We start from the raw sequence: 21,357 nt of genomic DNA on the forward strand, positions 1-21,357 counted from the left end.
CCCAGCCGGAACAGCCTTCCGGCAAGCAGGGCAGCAAATCTCCGGCGCGCGAGGCGCCGCTCTCGAATACCGCATCACCCGCATCACTCCACAAAGCGACACCGGCCACAACCGGCGCGCGACCCCAGGCAGCATCTTTCGATGCGCGAACTCCGCAGCAGCCCCGCAGCGCTCTTACCAGCGATCCTATCCAGACGAGGAGACTCATGCATCGCGCCACCAAGATTGTCGCTACTATCGGTCCGGCTTCCAGCACGCCGGAAATCCTGCTGCAAATGATTCAGGCGGGATTGGACGTGGTGCGGCTCAATTTCTCACACGGCACCGCGGACGACCATCGCCAGCGCGCCGAATTCGTGCGCGAGGCGGCCCGCCAGGCCGGCCGCGAAGTCGCCATCATGGCTGACCTGCAAGGCCCGAAAATCCGCGTCGGCAAATTCGAGAACGGCCGCACGACGCTCGTCACCGGCAATCCGTTCGTCCTCGATGCCGACTGCGAGCTCGGCAACGACGAGCGCGTCGGCCTCGACTACAAGGATCTGCCGCGCGACCTGAAGCCGGGCGACGTACTGCTGCTCAACGACGGCCTGATCGTGCTGAACGTGCAGCGCCTGATCGGCAACGAGATCCACACGGTCGTGAAGATCGGCGGCGAGCTGTCGAACAACAAGGGCATCAACCGCCAGGGCGGCGGTCTGTCGGCGCCCGCGCTGACCGCCAAAGACATGGAGGACATCCGCACGGCGATGTCGCTCGGCGTCGATTTCGTCGCGGTGTCGTTCCCGAAAAACGCGACCGACATGGAAATGGCCCGCCAGCTCGCGAACATCGCCGGCGCGCCGTACGGCATCAAGCCGAAGATGATCGCGAAGATCGAGCGCGCGGAAGCGATTCCGGCGCTGCAAGGCATCCTCGACGCGTCGGACGGCATCATGGTCGCGCGTGGCGATCTGGCTGTGGAAGTGGGCAATGCCGCGGTGCCGGCGCTGCAAAAGCGCATGATCCGGATGGCGCGCGAATCGAACAAGTTCGTGATCACCGCGACGCAAATGATGGAGTCGATGATCCACGCGCCGGTGCCGACCCGCGCGGAAGTGTCGGACGTCGCCAACGCGGTGCTCGACGGCACGGACGCGGTGATGCTGTCGGCGGAATCGGCGGCGGGCAAGTACCCGGTGCAGACCATCGAGACGATGGCCGCGATTTGCGTCGAAGCGGAAAAGTCCGAGCAGTCGGAGCTCGACAAGGACTTCCTCGACCGCACGTTCACGCGGATCGACCAGTCGATCGCGATGGGCGCGCTGTTCACCGCCTATCACCTTGGCGCCAAGGCCATCGTCGCGCTGACCGAATCGGGCTCGACCGCGCTGTGGATGTCGCGTCACTGGACCCACGTGCCGATCTTCGCGCTGACGCCGCGCGTCGGCAGCGAACGGGCGATGGCGCTGTACCGCAACGTGACGTCGCTGCATCTGGACACCAACACCGACCGCGACACGGCGCTGCAGCAGGCGCTCGAAACGGTGGTCGGCAAGGGCTACGCGTCGCACGGCGACATGGTCGTGCTGACGGTCGGCGAGCCGATGGGTCAGGCGGGCGGCACCAACACGTTGAAGATCGTGCGGGTCGGTGAACCGTACTGATCAGGCAGGACTGCTCGATCGGCACAGGCTCGATTGAGCGAAGCAGGGCGGCGAAACCCGCACGGTCCATGTGCGACGGCGCACCAAAGCGCCGGTGTCATCGCGGGAACGCCGCCTGCTTCGCGATAAAATCGCCGCAAAAGATGCCGACGGCAAAAGAATTCGTTTCAATCTAAGGAGTTTCAGCATGCCTCTCGTATCAATGCGTCAACTGCTGGACCATGCTGCGGAAAACGGCTATGGCCTTCCGGCATTCAACGTGAACAATCTGGAGCAGGTGCAGGCGATCATGGCCGCGGCCGACAAGGTCAACGCCCCAGTCATCATGCAGGCGTCGGCCGGTGCGCGTAAGTACGCGGGCGAGCCGTTCCTGCGTCATCTGATCGAAGCGGCCGTCGAGTCGTATCCGCACATTCCGGTCGTGATGCACCAGGACCACGGTCAGTCGCCGGCGGTGTGCATGGCGGCGATTCGCAGCGGCTTCACCAGCGTGATGATGGACGGTTCGCTCGAAGCCGACGGCAAGACGGTCGCATCGTACGAGTACAACGTCGAAGTGTCGCGCAAGGTCGTCGAGGCGGCGCACTCGATCGGCGTCACCGTGGAAGCGGAGCTGGGCGTGCTCGGTTCGCTCGAAACGATGAAGGGCGACAAGGAAGACGGCCACGGCGCCGAAGGCACGATGACGCGTGAACAACTGCTGACCGATCCGGAGCAGGCCGCCGACTTCGTCAAGCTGACCCAGTGCGACGCGCTGGCCATCGCGATCGGCACCTCGCACGGCGCCTACAAGTTCAGCAAGAAGCCGACGGGAGATATTCTCTCGATCCAGCGCATCAAGGAAATCCATCAGCGCATTCCGAACACGCACCTCGTGATGCACGGCTCGTCGTCGGTGCCGCAGGAGCTGCTCGCGGAAATCCGCGAATTCGGCGGCGACATGAAGGAAACCTACGGCGTGCCGGTCGAAGAAATCCAGGAAGGCATCCGTCACGGCGTGCGCAAGGTCAACATCGATACCGACCTGCGTCTGGCGATCACGGGCGCGATCCGCCGCTACATGGCGACCAACCCGGGCAAGTTCGATCCGCGCGATTACCTGAAGCCGGCGCGCGAAGCGGCGATGAAGATCTGTATCGACCGTTACATGCAATTCGGCTGCGAAGGCCAGGCTGGCAAGATCAAGCCGGTTTCGCTTGATAAAATTGCGCAGAAGTACAAGTCGGGCGAGCTCGCGCAAGTCGTCCGTTAAGCTGTAGTTTTGGCTCCGCGCCTGGCCGTTTGGCCAGGTTGTCGTCCGATCGCCGTTCCCGCATCATCGGGGGAACGGCGTTTCCCTTTTGTTCCGGTCACATTTTTTGCACCACTTTAGCGAACCACGACGATGTCTACCCTCTACGAATCCACGCTCCGCTCGCTGCCGCTGCTCGGCCGCGGCAAAGTCCGCGACAACTATGCCGTGGGCAACGACCAGTTGCTGATCGTCACGACCGACCGTCTGTCGGCGTTCGACGTGATCATGGGCGAGCCGATTCCGAACAAGGGTCGCGTGCTCAACGCGATGGCGAACTTCTGGTTCGAGAAACTGAAGCACGTGGTGCCGAACCACCTGACGGGCGTCGCGCCGGAGTCGGTGGTCGCGCCGGACGAAGTCGAGCAGGTCAAGGGGCGCGCGGTGGTCGTCAAGCGTCTCGAGCCGATCCTCGTCGAAGCGGTGGTGCGCGGCTATCTGGCCGGCAGCGGCTGGAAAGATTACCAGGCCACCGGTTCGGTCTGCGGCGTGCAACTGCCGCCGGGTCTGCAGAACGCGCAGAAGCTGCCCGAGCCGATCTTCACGCCGGCCGCCAAGGCCGAGATGGGCCACCACGACGAAAACATCACCTACGACGAGATGGAGCGCCGCATCGGCACCGAACTGTCGGCCACGATCCGCGACATTTCGATCCGTCTGTATAAGGAAGCCGCTGATTACGCGGCCACGCGCGGCATCATCATTGCGGACACGAAGTTCGAATTCGGTCTGGACAACCACGGCAAGCTGTACCTGATGGACGAGGCGCTGACCGCCGATTCGTCGCGCTTCTGGCCGGCGGACCAGTACCGGGTCGGCACGAACCCGCCATCGTTCGACAAGCAGTTCGTGCGCGACTGGCTCGAAACCCAGCCGTGGAAGAAAGAGCCGCCGGCGCCGAAGCTGCCGGACGACGTGGTCGCGAAAACGGGCGAGAAGTACCAGGAAGCGCTCGAGCGCCTGACCGGCCACAAGCTCGACTGATGTGATCGCGCGCGCCGTGTCAGGCGCGCATCGCCGGGAAACAAGGAAGCCGTAAGATGAGTGAAGCACAAACCGCCCATACGCATGATGCGCCGGTCGTCGGCGTATTGATGGGCTCCAGTTCCGACTGGGAAGTGATGAAAAACGCCGTCGCGATTCTGCAGGAATTCGGCGTGCCGTACGAAGCGAAGGTCGTGTCCGCGCACCGCATGCCCGACGAAATGTTCGCCTATGCTGAAAGCGCGCGCGAGCGCGGCATTCGCGCGATCATCGCGGGTGCGGGCGGCGCCGCGCATCTGCCGGGCATGCTGGCCGCGAAGACCACGGTGCCGGTGCTTGGCGTGCCGGTCGCGAGCAAGTATCTGAAGGGCGTCGATTCGCTGCATTCGATCGTGCAGATGCCCAAGGGTGTGCCGGTCGCGACGTTTGCGATCGGCGAGGCGGGTGCCGCGAACGCGGCGCTGTTCGCGGTGTCCCTGCTCTCCGGCACCAGCGCCGAATACGCGGACAAGCTCGCTGCATTCCGTGTGCGCCAGAACGAAGCGGCTCACGCGATGGTATTGCCGGCGCTGTAAGCGCGCTGGTTGTTTTATAAGACGTCTCCTGTCCGACCCCCGGCCGGATGCCCGCCGCTCGCTGTGCGAGCGCGACGCGTATCCGGCCGCGACCGACCACCAAGATGAACCCTGACAACACACCGGTTTCACCGATTCTGCCCGGCGCATGGCTTGGCATGGTCGGTGGCGGCCAGCTCGGCCGCATGTTCTGTTTTGCCGCCCAGGCGATGGGCTATCGCGTCGCCGTGCTCGACCCGGACGAAACCAGCCCGGCCGGCGCGGTCGCCGATCGCCACCTGCGCGCGGCCTACGGCGACGAAGCGGCGCTGACCGAACTCGCGCGGTTGTGCGCGGCGGTGTCGACCGAATTCGAGAACGTGCCGTCCGCGAGCCTCGACTTTCTCGGCAAGACCACCTTCGTGAGCCCGGCGGGGCGTTGCGTCGCCGTCGCGCAGGACCGGATCGCCGAGAAGCGCTTTATCGCGTCGTCGGGTGTGACGGTTGCGCCGCACGTCGTGATCGAGTCGTCGGATGCGCTTGCGGCGCTGGGCGATGGCGAGTTCGAAGCGGTGCTGCCCGGCATCCTGAAAACGGCGCGCATGGGTTACGACGGCAAAGGCCAGATTCGCGTGCGCAACGCCGAGGAAGTGCGCGAGGCGCATGCGTCGCTCGGCGGCGTGCCGTGTGTGCTCGAGAAGCGCCTGCCGCTGAAGTTCGAGGTGTCGGCCCTGATCGCGCGCGCGGCGAGCGGGGCGTCGGTGGTCTATCCGCTCGCGCAGAACACCCATCGCGACGGCGTGCTGTCGCACACCATCGTCCCCGCGCCGGACGCGTCGCCGGCGCTCGTGCAGCAGGCTCAACAGGCCGCGCTGCAGATCGCCGGGAAGCTCGGCTACGTCGGCGTGCTGTGCGTCGAATTCTTCATTCTCGAAGACGGCTCGCTGGTCGCCAACGAAATGGCGCCGCGCCCGCATAACTCCGGCCACTACACGGTCGATGCGTGCGCGACGAGCCAGTTCGAGCAGCAGGTGCGCGCGATGACCAGCATGCCGCTCGGCGACACGCGCCAGCATTCGCCGGCGGTGATGCTGAACATCCTCGGCGACGTGTGGTTTCCGGACGGTCCGAAGCGCGCGGCGGTCACGCCGCCGTGGCAGGAAGTCGCCGCGATGCCGTCAGCGCGCCTGCATCTGTACGGCAAGGAAGAGGCGCGTTGCGGCCGCAAGATGGGCCACGTGAACTTCACCGCGCCGACCCTCGAAGAAGCCCGCACCGCGGCGCGCGATTGCGCGCGGCTGCTGCACATCGCCACCAGCTGACGCGCGCGCCATGCCGGATCAACTGAAACCCGCCGAGGACGCTACCAACGCGTTGCCGGTCAGCGCCGCGCAGATCGAGCACGCGGCGGCCTTGCTCGACGCGGGGGGGCTGGTCGCGTTTCCGACGGAAACCGTGTACGGCCTCGGCGGCGATGCCGAGAACCCGGACGCGGTCGCGCGCATTTACGCGGCGAAGGGGCGGCCGGCCAATCATCCGGTGATCGTGCATCTTGCGCCGCATGGCGATCCGAACTACTGGGTCGAGTATTTGCCGGCGGATGCGCAGCGCCTGATCGACGCGTTCTGGCCGGGACCGCTCACGCTGATCCTCAAGCGCGCTGCGCGCATTCCGGCGGCGGTCAGCGGCGGGCAGGACTCGGTGGGACTGCGCTGCCCGTCGCATCCGGTTGCGCAGGCGTTGCTCGATGCATTCAGCGCGTTGCGCGGCGGGCATGGCGGCGTCGCCGCGCCGTCGGCGAACCGCTTCGGGCATGTGAGCCCGACCACCGCGCAGCATGTGCGCGACGAGTTCGGCAGCGCGATTCATGTGCTCGATGGCGGCGCGTCGGATGTCGGTATCGAGTCGACGATTCTCGATCTGTCGCGCGGCTTTCCGGCGCTGCTGAGGCCCGGTCGCGTGACGCCGCAGGATATCGCCGACGTGCTCGGCGAGGCGCCGCGTCTGCCCGACGGGTCGGACGCGACCGCGCCGCGCGCGTCGGGCACGTTGAAAGCGCATTACGCGCCGCGCACGCCGCTCGTGCTGCTGCCACTCGGCGAGCTCGAGCCGCTGCTCGCGGTGCGCGAGCCGGGCGAGCGCGTCGCGCTGGTCGCGCGCGCGTCGCGTGCGGGACAGTGGGCCGATGTCGACGGCGTGCATTTCGTCGCCGCGCCGGAAGATCCGCACGTCTATGCACGCGAGCTCTACGGCTTGCTACGCGCGCTCGATCGCGCGAACGTCACGCGGATTCTGATCGAGAAGCTGCCCGATACGATCGAATGGATCGCGGTCAACGATCGGCTCGGGCGCGCGGCGGCGGCGTTCGAAGCGCAGCACTGACGCAATCGGATCGCTGCGCTGCATGGCACGGCCACCGGAAAAGGCAAAGGCCCGGCTCGTTCAACGAGCCGGGCCTTTTGCCATCTAGCCAGCCTTAGCGACGCCGGTTAGCTGTCATGTCAATACCGCTAACCCCACGGCCAACGCCGCGTTACTTGCCAAGCCCGCTAGCAGCGATCTGCGTCTCGACCTGCTGTGCGAACAGCGCTTGCAGATGCGTGGTCGGATGCACGAGGTCGGCGAACATGTAGCTCTGGTCTGCGCCGGCCACCGTGTAGGTTTGCGGCGAGCAGAACAGCGACGACGCAAGCGCGCTGCCGAAGTCCGCCGCCGTCTGGCCGGAGGCGAGCACGCTCGGATTGTTCGTCGCGTACGTGGTCGCGCTTTGGGCCATCGACGTCAGGTTACACGCGGTGCCCGTATTCGACACGGTGAAACCGAGCGACTGATAGTTCTGCAACGTCTGGTCGATCCACGCGAATGCGCTCACGTAGATGACCTGCTTGGTCGACGCGAGGCCTTGCTGCAGCACGCCGTTGTAGGTCTTGACGAGCGCGTTGATGAGCGCCTGGCCTTGCGCGCCCGCGGCGAGACCTTGCGGCGTCTGCGCGATGTCCGGCACGTCCGACACCACCACGTGCGTCGCGCCCGACGCGACGACCTTCTGCACCGTGCCGACGAACGTGGTCGCCGCGGTGGTGATGTCCTGCAGCGCGGCCAGCGTGGCCGTCTGCGACGCGGCGGCCGCCGCCGTCTGCGCGTCGGCCGGGGTACCGCCGTTCAGGAGCGCCTGCGTCGCCGCTGCCGTTCCGGCAGCCGAGACCGCTTGGACCGCGACGAAGATGTCGTTCGCGCCGCCGTTCATCAGCACGAGCTGGTTCGAATTGAAGCTGTTATTGTGCCCGGCCAGATACTCGGCGACCTGCGTCGTGACCGGCACCGTCGTCGCGGCCATGTTGTTCGGCGCGTAGCCTTCGCCCGGCTGCAGATCGACACGCGAGCCGCCCTGCGCGTAACCGAGGCCGCCCGTCGCGGTGAGCGGCATGCCGAAGCCGCCGACGTACGCGGCGGTGAGCGTGCCGCCGTAGTACTCGGCGACCTTCTGCGTCCAGACCTCACCCGGATTCGTCGTGAAGCGGCCGCCGCCCGTGCCGACGTTCGCCTGGACCGCCGGCATGTATGTGCCGACATCCGACAGGCTGTCGCCGAATGACACGACCTGCAGCGTGACGCCCCCCGGCGGCGTGTTGCTGCTGCTCGAACTATTGTTGTCGCTGCCACCGCCGCATGCCGCGAGCGCGGCGAACGCTGCGCTCGCCACTGCGATCTGCGTGACGCGCAACCATTGCTGTTTCTTCGAAGCGGTTTGATTCATGTTGACTGCATCTCCTCGTATGTGTGGCCCTTGATGCCATGTGTTGCAGGCGGCGTCCACCGCGTTGGCGGCGTGACGACAGCTTACAGAATCTTCTACGGCCTGCGCGATGTCCGAAGCGCGACCGTATGGTTTGAGTTCAAGCCGGCTCCCTGCGCGCGCTGCGCATGATAAGCGGCGGCCCAGGCGGGCGGCGCGAACAGCGCACGCCATTTGTTGCGCCAGCCGCGCACGCTCGCGAAGTCTGCGGCCATCGATGCCCATTCGTGAAACGTCGCCTTCAGCGGGTTGTACGTGTGCAGCGGCTCGACGATGCCGTACCGCGGCGCCTCGTGCGGGTCTTCTTCGATGTAGCTGCCGAGCAGGCGATCCCAGATCACCAGTACACCTGCGTAATTGCGATCGATGTAGCGATCGTTGCGCGCATGATGCACGCGATGGATCGACGGCGTATTGAACACGTATTCGAGCCAGCCGAGCTTGCCGATCGCCTGCGTGTGCACGAAGAACTGGAAGCCGAGATTGATCAGCACGATCGCGACGATCTGCTTCGGAGCAAAGCCAGCAATGGCGAGCGGAATCCAGAACACCCACATGCCGGCGATCGGGTACATCAGGCTCTGGCGGAACGCGGTCGAAAAATTCATCCGCTCCGACGAGTGATGCACGACGTGGGCGGCCCACAGCCAGCGCACGCGATGACTGCAGCGATGAAAGAGGTAATAGAGCAGGTCCTGCGCGACGAACAGCACGACGAACGACAGCCACGTCGCCGGCCATGTATGAAAGCGGTAATGCTCGTAGAAAAACGCGTAGACAGGGATGATCGCGAGCCACGCGAGCTTGTCGGCGGCCTGCTGCAGCAGCGCGAGCGCGGCGTTGCACAGCGTGTCGCGCCAGCTGTAGAGCCGCTCGGCCGGGCGCGTGCGGCTCACGTGCCACGCCTCCCAGCCGATGCAGGCAAGAAAGACGGGCGCCATGGCGAGCAGCAGCAATTCGGCATCGAATTGCATCTTGTCTCCCTTCCTGGTCCCTGACCGCCGCGCGGTACGCGGCGGGTGGTGTCGTTATCGTTCGTGAGGTCGCGCGGTCTGCACGACCGGCGCCCTGCGCGGCAAGCCCGTGATGTCGCGCGCCGCATGCTGCCCGACAGCGTACACGGTTAGGAGCTTGCCGCGCGCGGCATCGCTAGAAGGAATACTCAGTGGCTGCCGCGCTTGCGCGGGTTTTTCCTGGGCTTCTCGCGCGCTTCCTCGATGGGCGCGGAAACCTTCGTAAAGCCCTGCGACGGGCCTTCGTACACCCATTCGAGCAGCGCGTCGTGCGCGGCGCGCGCCGCTTCCGAATGCGGATCGTTGATCAGGCTGACGACGACATAACTGTTGCCGTCGGCCGACGCGACGTAGCCGGCGATCGCGCGTACGTCGCGCAGCGTGCCGGTCTTGATGTGCGCGTTGCCGCCCGCGCCCTGGCTGGTCAGGCGATTGCGCATCGTGCCGTCGACACCGGCGATCGGCAGCGAGTCGACGAACACCTGCGCGACTGGGCTCGCGTTCGCGCGTTGCAGAACATCGGCGAGCGCGAGCGCGGTGATGTGTTCGTCGCGCGACAGGCCCGAGCCGTTATCGAGCGACAGGTATTCGGTGTTCAGGCTGTCGCGCGTCAGGAAAGCTTCGACCGCGTGCGCGGCTTTCGCGGGCGTGGCGGGCGGCCTTTCCTCGGCGGCGCCGATTGTCAGGAACAGGTTGCGTGCCATCGTGTTGTTGCTGAACTTGTTGATGTCGCGAACGATGTCCGACAGCATCGGCCCTTCGTGCCTGGCGACGAGCTTCGCGCCGGCGGGCACTGCGCCTTCGCGGGTCGCGCCCGTGAATGTGCCGCCGGTTTGCTGCCACAGCGCGAGGAAGCCGCGCGCGAAGAACGTCGAGTGATCGAGCACGGCGACGTTGATCGTGCGCGCGTCGCAGCGCACCGGAAAGTCGCCGATGAACGACGCGACGAGCGTGCCGTCAGGCTCCGGCGTGACGGTCGGCGTCGGCAACTCGCCCCGGCATGGGCCGCTCGTCGCACGCAGCTGGTTGTCGATGCGCAGTTGCGCGAGCGCGGGCAGCACGTCGATCGCCACCGTGCCATCGGGCGACGGCGTCAGCGTGAACGACAGCGATTTGAACGCGTACAGCAGCGGATCGGGGCCGACGTTGTATGGCGCGTTCACGTCGTCGTCGAACGCGGGCAGGTCGCGAGTCGACGGATCGAAGTAGCGCTTGTCGAGCACCAGCGCGCCGTCGATACCGTTGATGCCCGCCTTGTGAATCTTCTGCACGAGGTCGATCAGTTCTTCGGGCACGAGCTTCGGGTCGCCGGTGCCCTGGATGTACAGATTGCCGTGCAGCACGCCGCTCGCGTCGAGCGGGCCGTCCGCGTACGCGCTGGTGCGCCAGCGGTAACCGGGACCGAGGATCGACAGGCCCGCGTAGGTGGTGACAAGCTTCATGGTCGAGGCGGGCATCATCGGCTTGCCGGCGTTCAGCGCGAGGATCGGCGTGCGATCGCCGACCTTTTCGACGACCACGCTGATCGACGACAACGGCACGTGCGCGCGCTGCAGACCGACCATCACCGGCTGCGGCAGTACCGTCGTGACGTTGACGCTCGGATGCGTGGCCTTGACGCGTGCCTCCCCCGTCAGCGGCAGCAGCGTGCCGGCGCCGAGCGCGGCGGCGCAGAGCCAGACGGCCGCGCGCGGCACGACACGGTTAGGCATGAAGGCTGCGCGATCGAACATACGGCGCGAGTGCAGCGCCATACGGCGTGCGACGGAAGACAGAAAAGGGTGCGTCATGAACGGGTGAACGGGCAAACGGACGAGCAGGATTTCAAGGTGTGCGGCGAGCGGCGTGCGCCGTGCGCGGGACGATGGAACGGCAAGCTGGGCGCCTAGACGGCGCGGTAGCGCGCCGCAGTCTACCCGACGGCCGTCGCGCGACGCAAAGCGCCCATTGTAGTGACATCCCGCGAGGCTGCGGTGAAAAAAGCGCCACACGCCGCACGGGTCGGAAGCGGGCGCTAGAATGCGGCATCATCGAATGTTTTGGAACGGACAACCATGCGCATCCTGCTAGTCGAAGATGACCGGATGATCGCCGAAGGCGTGCGCAAGGCGCTGCGCGGCGAAGGCTTCGCCGTCGATTGGGTCGAGGACGGCGAAGCGGCGCTGCGCGCGGCGGCGGCCCAGCCTTACGACCTCGCGTTGCTCGACCTCGGTCTGCCTAAGCGCGACGGTCTCGAGGTGCTGCGCGCACTGCGTGCGCGCGGCCATGCGCTGCCGGTGCTGATCGTCACCGCGCGCGACGCGGTCGCCGATCGTGTCAAGGGCCTCGACGCCGGCGCTGACGATTATCTTGTCAAACCTTTCGATCTCGACGAACTCGCTGCGCGGATGCGCGCGCTGATCCGGCGCCAGTCCGGCCGCAGCGATTCGACGATTCGCCACGGCAATTTGACCCTCGATCCCGCGTCGCACCAGGTGACGCTCGATGGCGCCCTGGTCGCGCTATCCGCGCGCGAATTCGCGCTGCTCGAGGCGCTGCTCGCGCGACCCGGCGCGGTGCTGTCCAAGAGCCAGCTAGAGGAAAAGATGTATGGCTGGGGCGAGGAGATCGGCAGCAACACTGTCGAGGTCTATATCCACGCGCTGCGCAAGAAGCTCGGCGCCGATCTGATCCGCAACGTTCGCGGGCTGGGCTACATGATCGCGAAGGACGCCTGAGCCGATGCGCTCGATTCGCCGACAACTGTTGTTCTGGCTGCTCGCGCTCGTGCTGCTCGGCGTCGGCATCGCGGGCTGGCTGATCTACCGGCAGGCACTCGCCGAAGCGAACGAGCTGTTCGACTACCAGCTCGAGCAGATCGCCGCGGCGCTGCCGGCGGAACCGTTCTCGCAGGTGCTCGGCCGCGATACCGGCGACGAGGGCATCGTGCTGCAGATCTGGAACCGCAACGGCATGCTGATGTATTACTCGCGGCCGCGTGCGCCGCTCGCGCCGCGCGCCGAACTCGGTTTTTCGACCGAGCGCACCGACCGCGGCGAATGGCGCGTATATGGCGCGATCGTCGGCGACAACGTCGTGCAGCTCGCGCAGCCGCTGTCGGTGCGCAACCGGCTCGCCGCCGATGTCGCGCTGCGCACGCTGTGGCCGCTGATCGTGCTGCTGCCGCTGCTCGGACTCGCGGTATGGGTGATCGTCGGTCGCGGGCTGCGGCCGCTGCGGCGCGTGACGAGCGCGCTCGACACCCGTCATCCCGAAGCGCTGGATCCATTGCCTGATAAGCGCCTGCCGCTCGAAGTGCGGCCGCTCGTGCGTGCGCTGAACGGGCTGCTGCAGCGGCTCGCGACCGCGCTCGATATCCAGAAGGCGTTCGTCGCCGATGCCGCGCACGAATTGCGCACGCCGCTTGCCGCGGTACAGATTCAGGCGCAACTGGTCGCGCGCGCGAAGGACGACACAGCCCGCAGCGAGGCGCTCGCCGATCTGCAGGCGGGTGTCACGCGCGCGACGCGCCTCGCCGAGCAACTGCTCGCGCTCGCGCGCGCCGAGCCGGACGGCGCCGCCGGCGCAGTGATGCTCGATCTGCGCGAGCTGCTGCAGGAGTGCGTCGCGACCTACGCGCCGCTCGCGATGAATCGCGGCGTCGACCTCGGCATCGAGGCGAGCGAGGCCGCCAGCGTGACCGGCGACGCCGAAGCGCTGCGCGTGATGTTCAACAACCTCGTCGACAACGCGACCAAGTACACGCCGCGTGGCGGCCGCGTCGACGTCAGCCTGCGTATCGAGGACGGCCATCCGGTCGTGCGGATCGCCGATAGCGGCCCCGGTATCGATCCCGCCGATCGCGAGCGCGTGTTCGACCGGTTCTATCGCGCGGGAGCGGGCGCGAATCGCGCGCGCACCGACGTGGCGGGCAGCGGCCTCGGTCTCGCGATCGTGCGTCGGATTGCCACCCAACATCATGCGCAAGTGTCGCTCGATGACTCGCCGGCCGGTGGTTTGCAGGTCATCGTACGCTTCTGATCATGGTGATTTACTGTTCGGCCAACGCTGGCGTTCGTGCTGACGCGGCGGTCCGTAGCGGCCGGTCCGATAAGGTTCCCATGATCTGGCGCTGCTTAAGACTCTTTTAAGTGATGCCCCTTACGCTCCTCGACATCCAAAGTCACTTTGTCCAGTCAGGAGCTCATGATGAACGCGAAAACCTTGTCCCGCGGCGCCGTTGCGGTAGCTGTGGCCGCTGCGCTTTCAGCCGGCTATGTGGCGGGCCATCGCGACGTGCCAGCACCGCAGATCATCTCGCCGGCGCAAGCCGCCGCGATGATGCCAGCAGAAGCAGCCGCCAAAACCGGTATCCCCGATTTCTCCGGTCTCGTCGAAACCTACGGTCCGGCCGTCGTCAACATCAGCGCGAAGCACGTGGTCAAGCAAACCGCGATGCGTGGTAATGGCGGCAACCTCAACGGCAACCAGCTGCCGATCGATCCGAACGATCCGTTCTATCAGTTCTACAAGCGGTTCTTCGGCGGCGTGCCCGGCATGCAGGGCGGCGATGGCGGAGACGCGCCCGACCAGCCGAGCGCGAGCCTCGGCTCGGGCTTCATCATCAGCAATGACGGCTACATTCTGACGAACGCGCACGTGGTCGATGGCGCGAACGTCGTCACCGTGAAGCTCACCGACAAGCGCGAATTCAAGGCGAAGGTGGTCGGTGCCGACAAGCAGTCCGACGTCGCCGTGCTGAAGATCAACGCGAGCGATCTGCCGACGGTGAAGATTGGCGATCCGCGCCAAAGCAAGGTTGGTCAGTGGGTCGTCGCGATCGGCTCACCGTACGGCTTCGACAACACCGTGACCTCGGGCATCATCAGCGCGAAGTCGCGTTCGCTGCCCAATGAGAACTACACGCCGTTCATCCAGACCGATGTGCCGGTGAACCCTGGCAACTCGGGCGGTCCGCTCTTTAATCTCCAAGGCGAAGTGATCGGCATCAACTCGATGATCTACTCGCAGACGGGCGGCTTCCAGGGCCTGTCGTTCGCGATCCCGATCAACGAGGCGATCAAGGTCAAAGACGATCTCGTCAAGACCGGTCACGTGAGCCGCGGCCGCCTCGGCGTCGCGGTACAGGGCTTGAACCAGACGCTCGCCGAGTCGTTCGGCATGCAGAAGCCGCAAGGCGCGCTGGTCAGCTCGGTCGACGCCAACGGGCCGGCGGCCAAGGCTGGCTTGCAGCCGGGCGACGTGATCCTGTCGGTGAATGGCGACGAAGTGAGCGATTCGACGGATCTGCCGGCGAAGATCGCAGGTCTCGCGCCGGGCAGCTCGGCCACGCTGAAAGTGTGGCGTGACAAGGCCAGCAAGGACGTGAAGGTGACGATCGGCTCGTTCTCGGACGCGAAGGTTGCGTCGGCGAACAAGACCGATCAGCAGACCCAGTTGCAAGGCCGTCTCGGCGTCGCGGTGCGGCCGCTGACGCCGGAAGAGAAGAGCAGCGCGTCGGTGTCGCACGGTCTGCTCGTACAGCAGGCAGGCGGCGCGGCGGCGAGTGCCGGCATCCAGGCGGGCGACGTGATTCTCGCGGTCAATGGCCGTCCGGTCACGAACATCGATCAGCTGAAGCAGATGATTTCGGGCGCAGGCAACAGCATTGCGTTGCTGATCCAGCGGGACAACGCGCAGATTTTCGTGCCCGTAGATCTCGGCTGATCCAGTATCCGGGCGGTTCGAACGGATCGCCCATTCCAGTTTGGCTGTAGTAGCGATTGCCGGTCCTTTGCATTTACTGCAAGGACCGGTTTTTTTTCGCCGGTCCGTACCGTGCTACAGCGAGCAGCGCGGACAGGGCGAAACGCGCCACGCGGCTTGTTGCCACGGTCGCGCATGTCCAGTCGACGCAACCGGATGGTTGGCACGCAGGTTGCTTCGACCTTGATTTGGGCCTGTTCGGGGACTGGGAAAGGACTGCAACAAGGAGAGCGAACCGATGAAAACCCAACGCAATCAGCAAAGGATCGTAGCCGTCGCGCTGTGCGCGGCGCTCGCGCTCGGACTGGCGGGCGGTGCGTACGCGCAGCAGGCGGGCGTGACCGGTGGCTCGACGACCGACAACACCAGCGCGGGCAACACCAACGGCGGCGGTCTGCCGCAAGTCCAGCAGCAGGGCGACGTGTCGTACGTGTCGGGCGGCGTCGGCCTCGACGAATCGCGGGCGTTGCGACAAGCGCAAAGCCAGTGGCCAATGACGTTGCGCTTCACCGGACCCAACGCCGAGTTTCTCGCGGATGTGCACGTGCGTATCGTCGATGCCCATAACGGCGAAGTGCTGAACACGACGTCGCGCGGACCGTTCATGCTGGTGCGCTTGAGCCCCGGCCGCTATACGGTGCACGCGAAATACAACGACAGCGAGCAAACCCGCTCGGTTAGCGTGCCGGCGCACGGCAACGTCAAATCCGCGTTCATCTGGAACGCGAAGTAACGGGTCGATCGGTCCGCCGCCGCGCAGCAAGCTTGCGCAATCGGCCGAAGTTTGGCCGATAATGAAGCCACGGGCAGCTCCCGTGGCTTTGCCGTTCCGGCGGCAACAGCCGGCAGTGCAGCACCCACCCCATCACGGAGCCTGGACATGAGCGATGCGTCGACATCTGCGGGACGGCTGGACGGCCATACCATCGTGATCCGCGACAACGGTCACCGCGTGCGCGTGATTCACGGCGGCGTGACGATGGCCGACACCAAGGCCGCGCTGACGCTATCGGAGACCGGCCTCGCCGACGTGTTCTATTTCCCGCGCGAGCACGTGAACATGGCCCGGCTCGAACGCTCGACGCACACGTCGCATTGCCCGTTCAAGGGCGACGCGTCGTACTTCCATCTGCGCACCGAAGATGGCGTGATCGAGAACGCGGTGTGGTGCTACGAGGCGCCGTTCGAGCCGGTCAGTCGCATCAAGGGCTATCTCGCTTTTTACGCATCGCGCGTCGACCGCATCGATCAGACGTCCTGATCCCGCAGTCGGCGCGTTCATCGGGGAGGTTGTCATGGAACTGAACGACGCGTTACGGATTCCGCTGGCGCCGTCCGAGGTCTGGGACGCGTTGCAGGACCTCGCGCTGTTGCGTGCCAGCCTCGACAACTGCGAGTCGTTCGTGCGTCTCGCCCACGGCGAATACGCGCTGACGATGACCGTGCCGCTCGGCCCGTTGCGCGCGCATTATCAGGCGCGCGCGCACGTCGCCGGCCAGGATTCCGGCCCGGCGGACGCGCAGCGCCGCACCATCAACTTCAAGGCCTTGGCCGAGGGCATCGGCGCGTTGCGCGGTCAGATCGAAGTGCGTTTGCGCGCGGACGAGGGGCGGGAGCGCGGCACGCGCATCGACTACACACTGTGGGCGACGTCGTCGGGACCGCTAGCCGAGCTGCCGACGCGCCAGCTCGAGAACGCCTTGCGTCAGATCGCCGACGATTTTTTCGCCGAGTTCGACGCCGTCGTGCGCGCCAAGCACGGCAAAGGGCCGAACCGCGCGCGTGGCACGGCGCCGCGTCGCCAGTACGTGTTTTTGCGGCCGATCACGCTCGGCGGCATCGCGCGGCGAGCGCGCATCGAGCACAGCCATGCGCTGTCGGGGCGCGCGGCGAGCGCGTCGCATAGCTGGTCGCATCACGAGCCCGGTCAGCATGTCGTGCCGTACTGGGCGTGGGCCGGGATGATCTTTCTGGTCGCACTATTGTTGTATGTCGCGCGCTGGTTCAGCGAGCATTGAGGCCGCGAGCCGCGCGCAGCCCCTGATGGAACGCGCGACAAACATCCCGCGCGACTACGAAATCCCGGTGACGCACTACGAAATAGCGGTGCTCCCGCCGCCTTCATCTAATCCCCGCGAAACTCCCGCCGCCACGCGCTCGGCGACGTGCGAAACGCGTCCGCGAAATGCTGCCGCAGCGATGCGGCCGAGCCGAATCCGGCGCTCGCCGCGATCGCTTCGACCGACCCGTCGGTGCTTTCCAGCAGCTGTTGCGCACGCGCGAGCCGCTGCGCGAGCAGCCACGCGCCGACGGTGGTGCCGGTCGCGAGCCGGAAGCGCCGCGTGAAGGTGCGGCGGCTCATCAATGCGCGCGCGGCGAGCGTGTCGAGCGTATGCGGCGTGGCCAGGTTGCCGCTCACCCAGTCGAGCAGGCCGGACAGGCGATCGCCGCGCGGGTTCGGCGGCATCGGCTGCCGCACGTATTGCGCCTGGCCGCCCTGGCGATGCGGCGACACGACGAGCCGGCGCGCGACGTGGTTCGCCACCCGCGCGCCGCAGATCTTGCGCAGCACATGGAGGCAGCAGTCGAGGCCGGCGGCGGTGCCGGCCGAGGTCAGCACGTTGCCGTCGTCGACGTACAGCACGTCGGCGTCGAGCCGCACGCGCGGGTAGCGGCGCGCGAAGTCGTCGGCCCAGGCCCAGTGCGTCGAAGCGGGCCGTCCATCGAGGATGCCCGCGGCGGCCAGCACGAAAGCGCCGAGGCACAGGCCGACGAGCAGCGCGCCGCGCGCATGCGCGGCCCTCAGCGCGTCGAGCAGCGCGGCGGGCGGGGTTTCGGCGGGATCGCGCCAGCTCGGCACGATGATCGTCTGCGCGTCGGCAAGCGCTTCGAGTCCGTGCGTGACCGCGATCGAGAAGCCCGCGGTCGTCGCCAGCGCGCCTGTCTCCGCGGCGCAGACGCGGAAGTCGAAGTCGGGAACACCGCCGCCGCGACGGTCCTCGCCGAACACGACGCACGGCACCGACAGATGGAACGGGCTGATGCGGTCGAACGCGACGACGGCGACGACGTGGCGCGGCGCCTGATCGGAGACGTCGTCGGAAGATGCGAAGGTGGTCATGCCGGGCGCCTCATGAAAGCCATAAGTATGGCCCGATTCTAGCGAAGGTTGTCATTCGGGCCGCTGTCGACAGGCGGGCAGCGGAGCAACAATGCCGTCATTGCCGTTGCGCCGCGGCCACCGCGCTGGGCGCGCACCATCGACCGCTTTTTCTGACAAGGAGCCTTGCCATGAGCACACCCGCGCCGCGCCGCGCGCTGATCGTCATCGACGTGCAGAACGAATACGTGAGCGGCGACCTGCCGATCGAATTTCCGGACGTGCGCACGTCGCTCGCCAACATCGGTCGCGCGATCGATGCAGCGCGCGCCGCCAGCGTGCCGGTCGTGATCGTGCAGAACGTTGCGCCCGCCACCTCGCCGCTGTTCGCGCGCGGCAGCGCGGGCGCGGAACTGCACACGGTCGTGAGCTCGCGCGCTCATGATCATTTCGTCGAGAAGTCGCTGCCGAGCGCATTCGCTGGGACCGATCTGGGCGACTGGCTCGCCGCCCGGCAGATCGATACGCTGAGCGTCACCGGCTACATGACCCACAATTGCGATGCCTCGACGATCAACCACGCGGTGCATGCTGGCCTCGCCGTCGAGTTCCTGCACGACGCAACCGGCTCGGTGCCGTATGAAAACAGCGCGGGCTTCGCGAGCGCGGAGGAGATTCATCGCGTGTTCAGCGTGGTGCTGCAGTCGCGCTTCGCGGCGGTCGCGAGCACCGATCAATGGATCGCGGCGCTAAAGAGCGGCGCGCCGCTCGAGCGCGGCAACATCTATGCGTCGAATCAGGCGGCGCGAGCGCGCCGGGCGGTTGCCTGAACCCGGCGTAGGGGCGGTGGTCCGGTCCAAAAACAGAAACGGGCGGTTCACCGAACCGCCCGCTTTTCCAATCCGTCACCCTCGCGCGCCTTCTACGCCGCCTTCCTGCGCAACGCCGGACTCAGGCGCAAGGCGTCGAACATCGCTTCCACCATCTGCTGCGCATGCGCGCCGAAGTCGGTCGCGTCGGGCAAAAACAGCATGTCGCGCAACGAGCCGCCGACGAACGCGTGGACCATCGCCGCGGCAAGCTTCGTGTCGAGGTCGGCGGGCATCTGGCCTTTGGAGATCGCATTGCGCAGACCGCCCTCGATCTTCGCGAGCCCCTCGCGCATATTGGTCTGATACCGTTCCATCACCGGCCCCATGTCTTCGACCAGCTCGCACTTCAGAAACAGGATGTCGAACACGCGGCGGCGGCGCGGATCGTTGGCGGTGTCGCGCAGGCAGACGATGCAGACTTCCATCAGTCGCCCGAGCGGGTCAGCTTCGTTGGGATCGAGCGACGCCGCCTTCAGTTCGTCGAGCGGCAGCAGCACGCGGTCGAACATTTCGGTGAACAGCTCGCTCTTATGCGCGAAATGCCAATAAATGGCGCCGCGCGTGACGCCCGCGGCCTGGGCGATATCGGCCAGCGACGTGCGCGATACACCCTTCTCGAAGAAGACCAGTTCGGCCGCGTCGAGAATCCGGTTGCGCGTCTCCAGCGCCTCTTCTTTGGTTCTTCTGACCATATTGGTGTAGCCTGCGCTGATCCTGGGGTTTATGCGGACAGTTTTAAGTCAGTCTGATGACGCTTTGACTACTTCTGAAGCGAATTGCGACGCGAATCTGCAGTACCCCAGCCTCGGAAGATATAAATGCACTTTTACATGCATTCATGAATGTATATATAATAGCACCCCACGATCGGATAGCCCAAGCCGTGACGAGCGGTTAATATCCGTCACTGTTGCCTTTCGAAAGCGCTTTCGCGGCCGCCAAACGGCGGCGTTGCGCGGCATTCCCCGGTATGGCGCATTCGTAGCAGGGTGCCCTGCAGGCGCAGGTTTGCATCCATGGGCTTCCGGTCGAGCGTCGCGAGACGCTTGTGTGCGCTGTCGTCTCCGGGGTAGGGATGCGCGCACTTTTTCATTACTCAGTCTTTGACAGAGGTCGCTCCATGCGCGTCGAACGGGTTCCATTCCGCTTAATCAGTGCCGCGACGGCTGCCATCTTGCTGGCGGCGTGCGGACCAAAACAATCTGCCCCGCCGCCACAGACGCCCGAAGTCGGCGTCGTCACCCTCCAGCCGACGACCGTGCCCGTCGTCACCGAACTTCCCGGCCGTACCAGTGCCTTCCTCGTCGCGCAGGTGCGCGCGCGGGTCGACGGCATCGTGTTGCGCCGTGAGTTCACCGAGGGTAGTGAGGTCAAGGCCGGCCAGCGTTTGTACAAGATCGATCCGGCGCCGTACATCGCGTCGTTGAACAACGCGAAGGCATCGCTCGCGAAGGCGCAGGCGAACCTGGTGACGACCACCGCGCAGGCCAATCGCTACAAGGTGCTGGTCGCGGCGAACGCGGTCAGCAAGCAGGACTACGACAACGCGGTCGCCGCCGAAGGCCAGGCCGCCGCCGACGTCGCCGCGGGCAAGGCCGCGGTCGATACCGCGCAGATCAACCTCGGCTATACCGACGTGACCTCGCCCGTGACCGGCCGGATCGGCGTGTCGCAGGTCACGCCGGGCGCATTCGTGCAGCAGAGTGCGGCCACGCTGATGGCCACGGTCCAGCAGCTCGACCCGGTGTACGCCGACCTCACGCAATCGAGCCTCGAAGGTCTGAAGCTGCGCCGCGACATGCAGGAAGGGCGTCTCAAGACGACCGGCCCGGGCGCCGCGCAGGTCACGCTGGTGCTGGAAGACGGCCGCGTCTACTCCGAGAAGGGCAAGCTGCAGTTCACCGACGTGACCGTCGACCAGGGCACCGGTTCGGTTACGGTGCGCGCGATCTTCAAGAACCCGAACCACGTGCTGCTGCCGGGCATGTTCGTGCGCGCGAAGATCGACGAGGGCGTCAACCAGAACGCGCTGATCGTGCCGCAAGTCGGCGTCACGCACGACCAGAAGGGTCAGCCCACCGCGCTCGTCGTCGGCAACGACAACAAGGTCGAGCTGCGTCAGCTCGTCACCTCGGGCACCTTCGGCTCGTACTGGGTGGTCTCGGACGGCCTGAAGCCGGGTGACCGCGTGGTCGTCCAGGGCACCGACAAGGCGCGTCCCGGCCAGCAGGTCAAGCCCGTGCCGGCGCAGCTGCCCGGCAACCCGGCTTCCGAGGCCGCCGCAAACGGCGCCCAGACAGGTCAACCCGCGGCTCAGCCTGCCTCCGCCGCTTCGGGCGCGTAATAACAGGGAGCCCGC

At 66.2% G+C, this 21,357-nt stretch carries 19 protein-coding genes; 14 read left to right on the plus strand and 5 right to left on the minus strand.

Translation table 11 applies throughout. The annotated features are described in order from the left end of the window. Positions 1–206: 206 nt before the first annotated feature. The 6 genes from pyk to OKW35_RS29905 all read left to right on the plus strand — a co-directional run bounded on the left by pyk (position 207) and on the right by OKW35_RS29905 (position 6,854). A complete protein-coding gene (pyk, locus tag OKW35_RS29880) occupies positions 207–1,643 on the plus strand; it encodes a pyruvate kinase (protein WP_018421702.1) in 1,437 nt (478 codons plus the stop codon). Between the two features lie 187 nt (positions 1,644–1,830). After that, complete coding sequence (gene fba / locus OKW35_RS29885) at positions 1,831–2,895, plus strand: class II fructose-bisphosphate aldolase (RefSeq protein ID WP_184058328.1); 1,065 nt, start codon at positions 1,831–1,833, stop codon at positions 2,893–2,895. Positions 2,896–3,027: 132 nt separating this feature from the next. Next, complete coding sequence (locus OKW35_RS29890; protein ID WP_429356100.1) at positions 3,028–3,918, plus strand: phosphoribosylaminoimidazolesuccinocarboxamide synthase; 891 nt, start codon at positions 3,028–3,030, stop codon at positions 3,916–3,918. A 56-nt stretch (positions 3,919–3,974) separates the two neighbouring features. Then, the gene (gene purE, locus OKW35_RS29895; RefSeq protein WP_018421699.1) at positions 3,975–4,493 is read left to right on the plus strand and encodes a 5-(carboxyamino)imidazole ribonucleotide mutase; all 519 of its coding nucleotides are present in this window, start codon (positions 3,975–3,977) and stop codon (positions 4,491–4,493) included. Between the two features lie 104 nt (positions 4,494–4,597). Beyond that, positions 4,598–5,794 carry a 5-(carboxyamino)imidazole ribonucleotide synthase gene (locus tag OKW35_RS29900; protein ID WP_429553952.1) on the plus strand — a complete coding sequence of 399 codons (1,197 nt, stop codon included), beginning with the start codon at positions 4,598–4,600 and terminating at the stop codon, positions 5,792–5,794. 10 nt (positions 5,795–5,804) lie between these two features. Beyond that, a complete protein-coding gene (locus OKW35_RS29905) occupies positions 5,805–6,854 on the plus strand; it encodes an L-threonylcarbamoyladenylate synthase (RefSeq protein ID WP_184058322.1) in 1,050 nt (349 codons plus the stop codon). A gap of 151 nt (positions 6,855–7,005) precedes the next feature. On the opposite strand, the gene OKW35_RS29910 is transcribed toward OKW35_RS29905, so the two are convergent. The 3 genes from OKW35_RS29910 to dacB form a co-directional block, all read right to left on the minus strand. Next, positions 7,006–8,229, minus strand: coding sequence for an SGNH/GDSL hydrolase family protein (locus OKW35_RS29910; protein ID WP_429490134.1), 1,224 nt, complete (start codon positions 8,227–8,229; stop codon positions 7,006–7,008). Between the two features lie 95 nt (positions 8,230–8,324). Next, a complete protein-coding gene (locus OKW35_RS29915; protein ID WP_429553953.1) occupies positions 8,325–9,242 on the minus strand; it encodes a sterol desaturase family protein in 918 nt (305 codons plus the stop codon). A 188-nt stretch (positions 9,243–9,430) separates the two neighbouring features. Then, a complete protein-coding gene (gene dacB, locus OKW35_RS29920; protein ID WP_429404556.1) occupies positions 9,431–11,071 on the minus strand; it encodes a D-alanyl-D-alanine carboxypeptidase/D-alanyl-D-alanine endopeptidase in 1,641 nt (546 codons plus the stop codon). Positions 11,072–11,335: 264 nt separating this feature from the next. On the opposite strand from dacB, the gene OKW35_RS29925 reads away from it, so the two are divergent. The 6 genes from OKW35_RS29925 to OKW35_RS29950 all read left to right on the plus strand — a co-directional run bounded on the left by OKW35_RS29925 (position 11,336) and on the right by OKW35_RS29950 (position 17,044). After that, positions 11,336–11,998, plus strand: a complete 663-nt coding sequence (locus OKW35_RS29925; RefSeq protein WP_090801714.1) for a response regulator — start codon at positions 11,336–11,338, stop codon at positions 11,996–11,998. 4 nt (positions 11,999–12,002) lie between these two features. Further along, positions 12,003–13,301, plus strand: coding sequence for an ATP-binding protein (locus OKW35_RS29930; RefSeq protein ID WP_429553954.1), 1,299 nt, complete (start codon positions 12,003–12,005; stop codon positions 13,299–13,301). 168 nt (positions 13,302–13,469) lie between these two features. Continuing rightward, positions 13,470–14,987 (plus strand): DegQ family serine endoprotease, encoded by a 1,518-nt coding sequence (locus OKW35_RS29935; protein ID WP_184058614.1) that lies wholly within the window; start codon positions 13,470–13,472, stop codon positions 14,985–14,987. A gap of 277 nt (positions 14,988–15,264) precedes the next feature. After that, the gene (locus OKW35_RS29940) at positions 15,265–15,759 is read left to right on the plus strand and encodes a carboxypeptidase regulatory-like domain-containing protein (protein ID WP_429356095.1); all 495 of its coding nucleotides are present in this window, start codon (positions 15,265–15,267) and stop codon (positions 15,757–15,759) included. 147 nt (positions 15,760–15,906) lie between these two features. Then, entirely contained in the window at positions 15,907–16,287 is a 381-nt protein-coding gene (locus OKW35_RS29945; RefSeq protein WP_184058309.1) for a DUF427 domain-containing protein, read from the plus strand. A 34-nt stretch (positions 16,288–16,321) separates the two neighbouring features. Beyond that, a complete protein-coding gene (locus OKW35_RS29950; RefSeq protein WP_018421687.1) occupies positions 16,322–17,044 on the plus strand; it encodes a CoxG family protein in 723 nt (240 codons plus the stop codon). 107 nt (positions 17,045–17,151) lie between these two features. Here the strand turns inward: OKW35_RS29950 and OKW35_RS29955 are convergent, their stop codons facing one another. Continuing rightward, on the minus strand, positions 17,152–18,147 hold the full coding sequence (locus OKW35_RS29955) for a helix-turn-helix domain-containing protein (protein WP_429553955.1): 996 nt from the start codon (positions 18,145–18,147) through the stop codon (positions 17,152–17,154). Positions 18,148–18,317: 170 nt separating this feature from the next. Here OKW35_RS29955 and OKW35_RS29960 point away from each other — a divergent pair, with 170 nt between their 5' ends. Further along, positions 18,318–18,956, plus strand: coding sequence for a cysteine hydrolase family protein (locus OKW35_RS29960; RefSeq protein ID WP_429553956.1), 639 nt, complete (start codon positions 18,318–18,320; stop codon positions 18,954–18,956). Positions 18,957–19,048: 92 nt separating this feature from the next. Here OKW35_RS29960 and OKW35_RS29965 read toward each other — a convergent pair whose 3' ends face one another. Next, positions 19,049–19,690 carry a TetR family transcriptional regulator gene (locus OKW35_RS29965; RefSeq protein ID WP_184058302.1) on the minus strand — a complete coding sequence of 214 codons (642 nt, stop codon included), beginning with the start codon at positions 19,688–19,690 and terminating at the stop codon, positions 19,049–19,051. 428 nt (positions 19,691–20,118) lie between these two features. On the opposite strand from OKW35_RS29965, the gene OKW35_RS29970 reads away from it, so the two are divergent. Further along, complete coding sequence (locus OKW35_RS29970) at positions 20,119–21,342, plus strand: efflux RND transporter periplasmic adaptor subunit (protein WP_184058300.1); 1,224 nt, start codon at positions 20,119–20,121, stop codon at positions 21,340–21,342. The last annotated feature ends 15 nt before the right edge of the window (positions 21,343–21,357 follow it).

It is taken from the genome of Paraburkholderia sp. MM5477-R1 (assembly GCF_050436385.1).
GTDB classification, from domain to species: domain Bacteria; phylum Pseudomonadota; class Gammaproteobacteria; order Burkholderiales; family Burkholderiaceae; genus Paraburkholderia; species Paraburkholderia tuberum.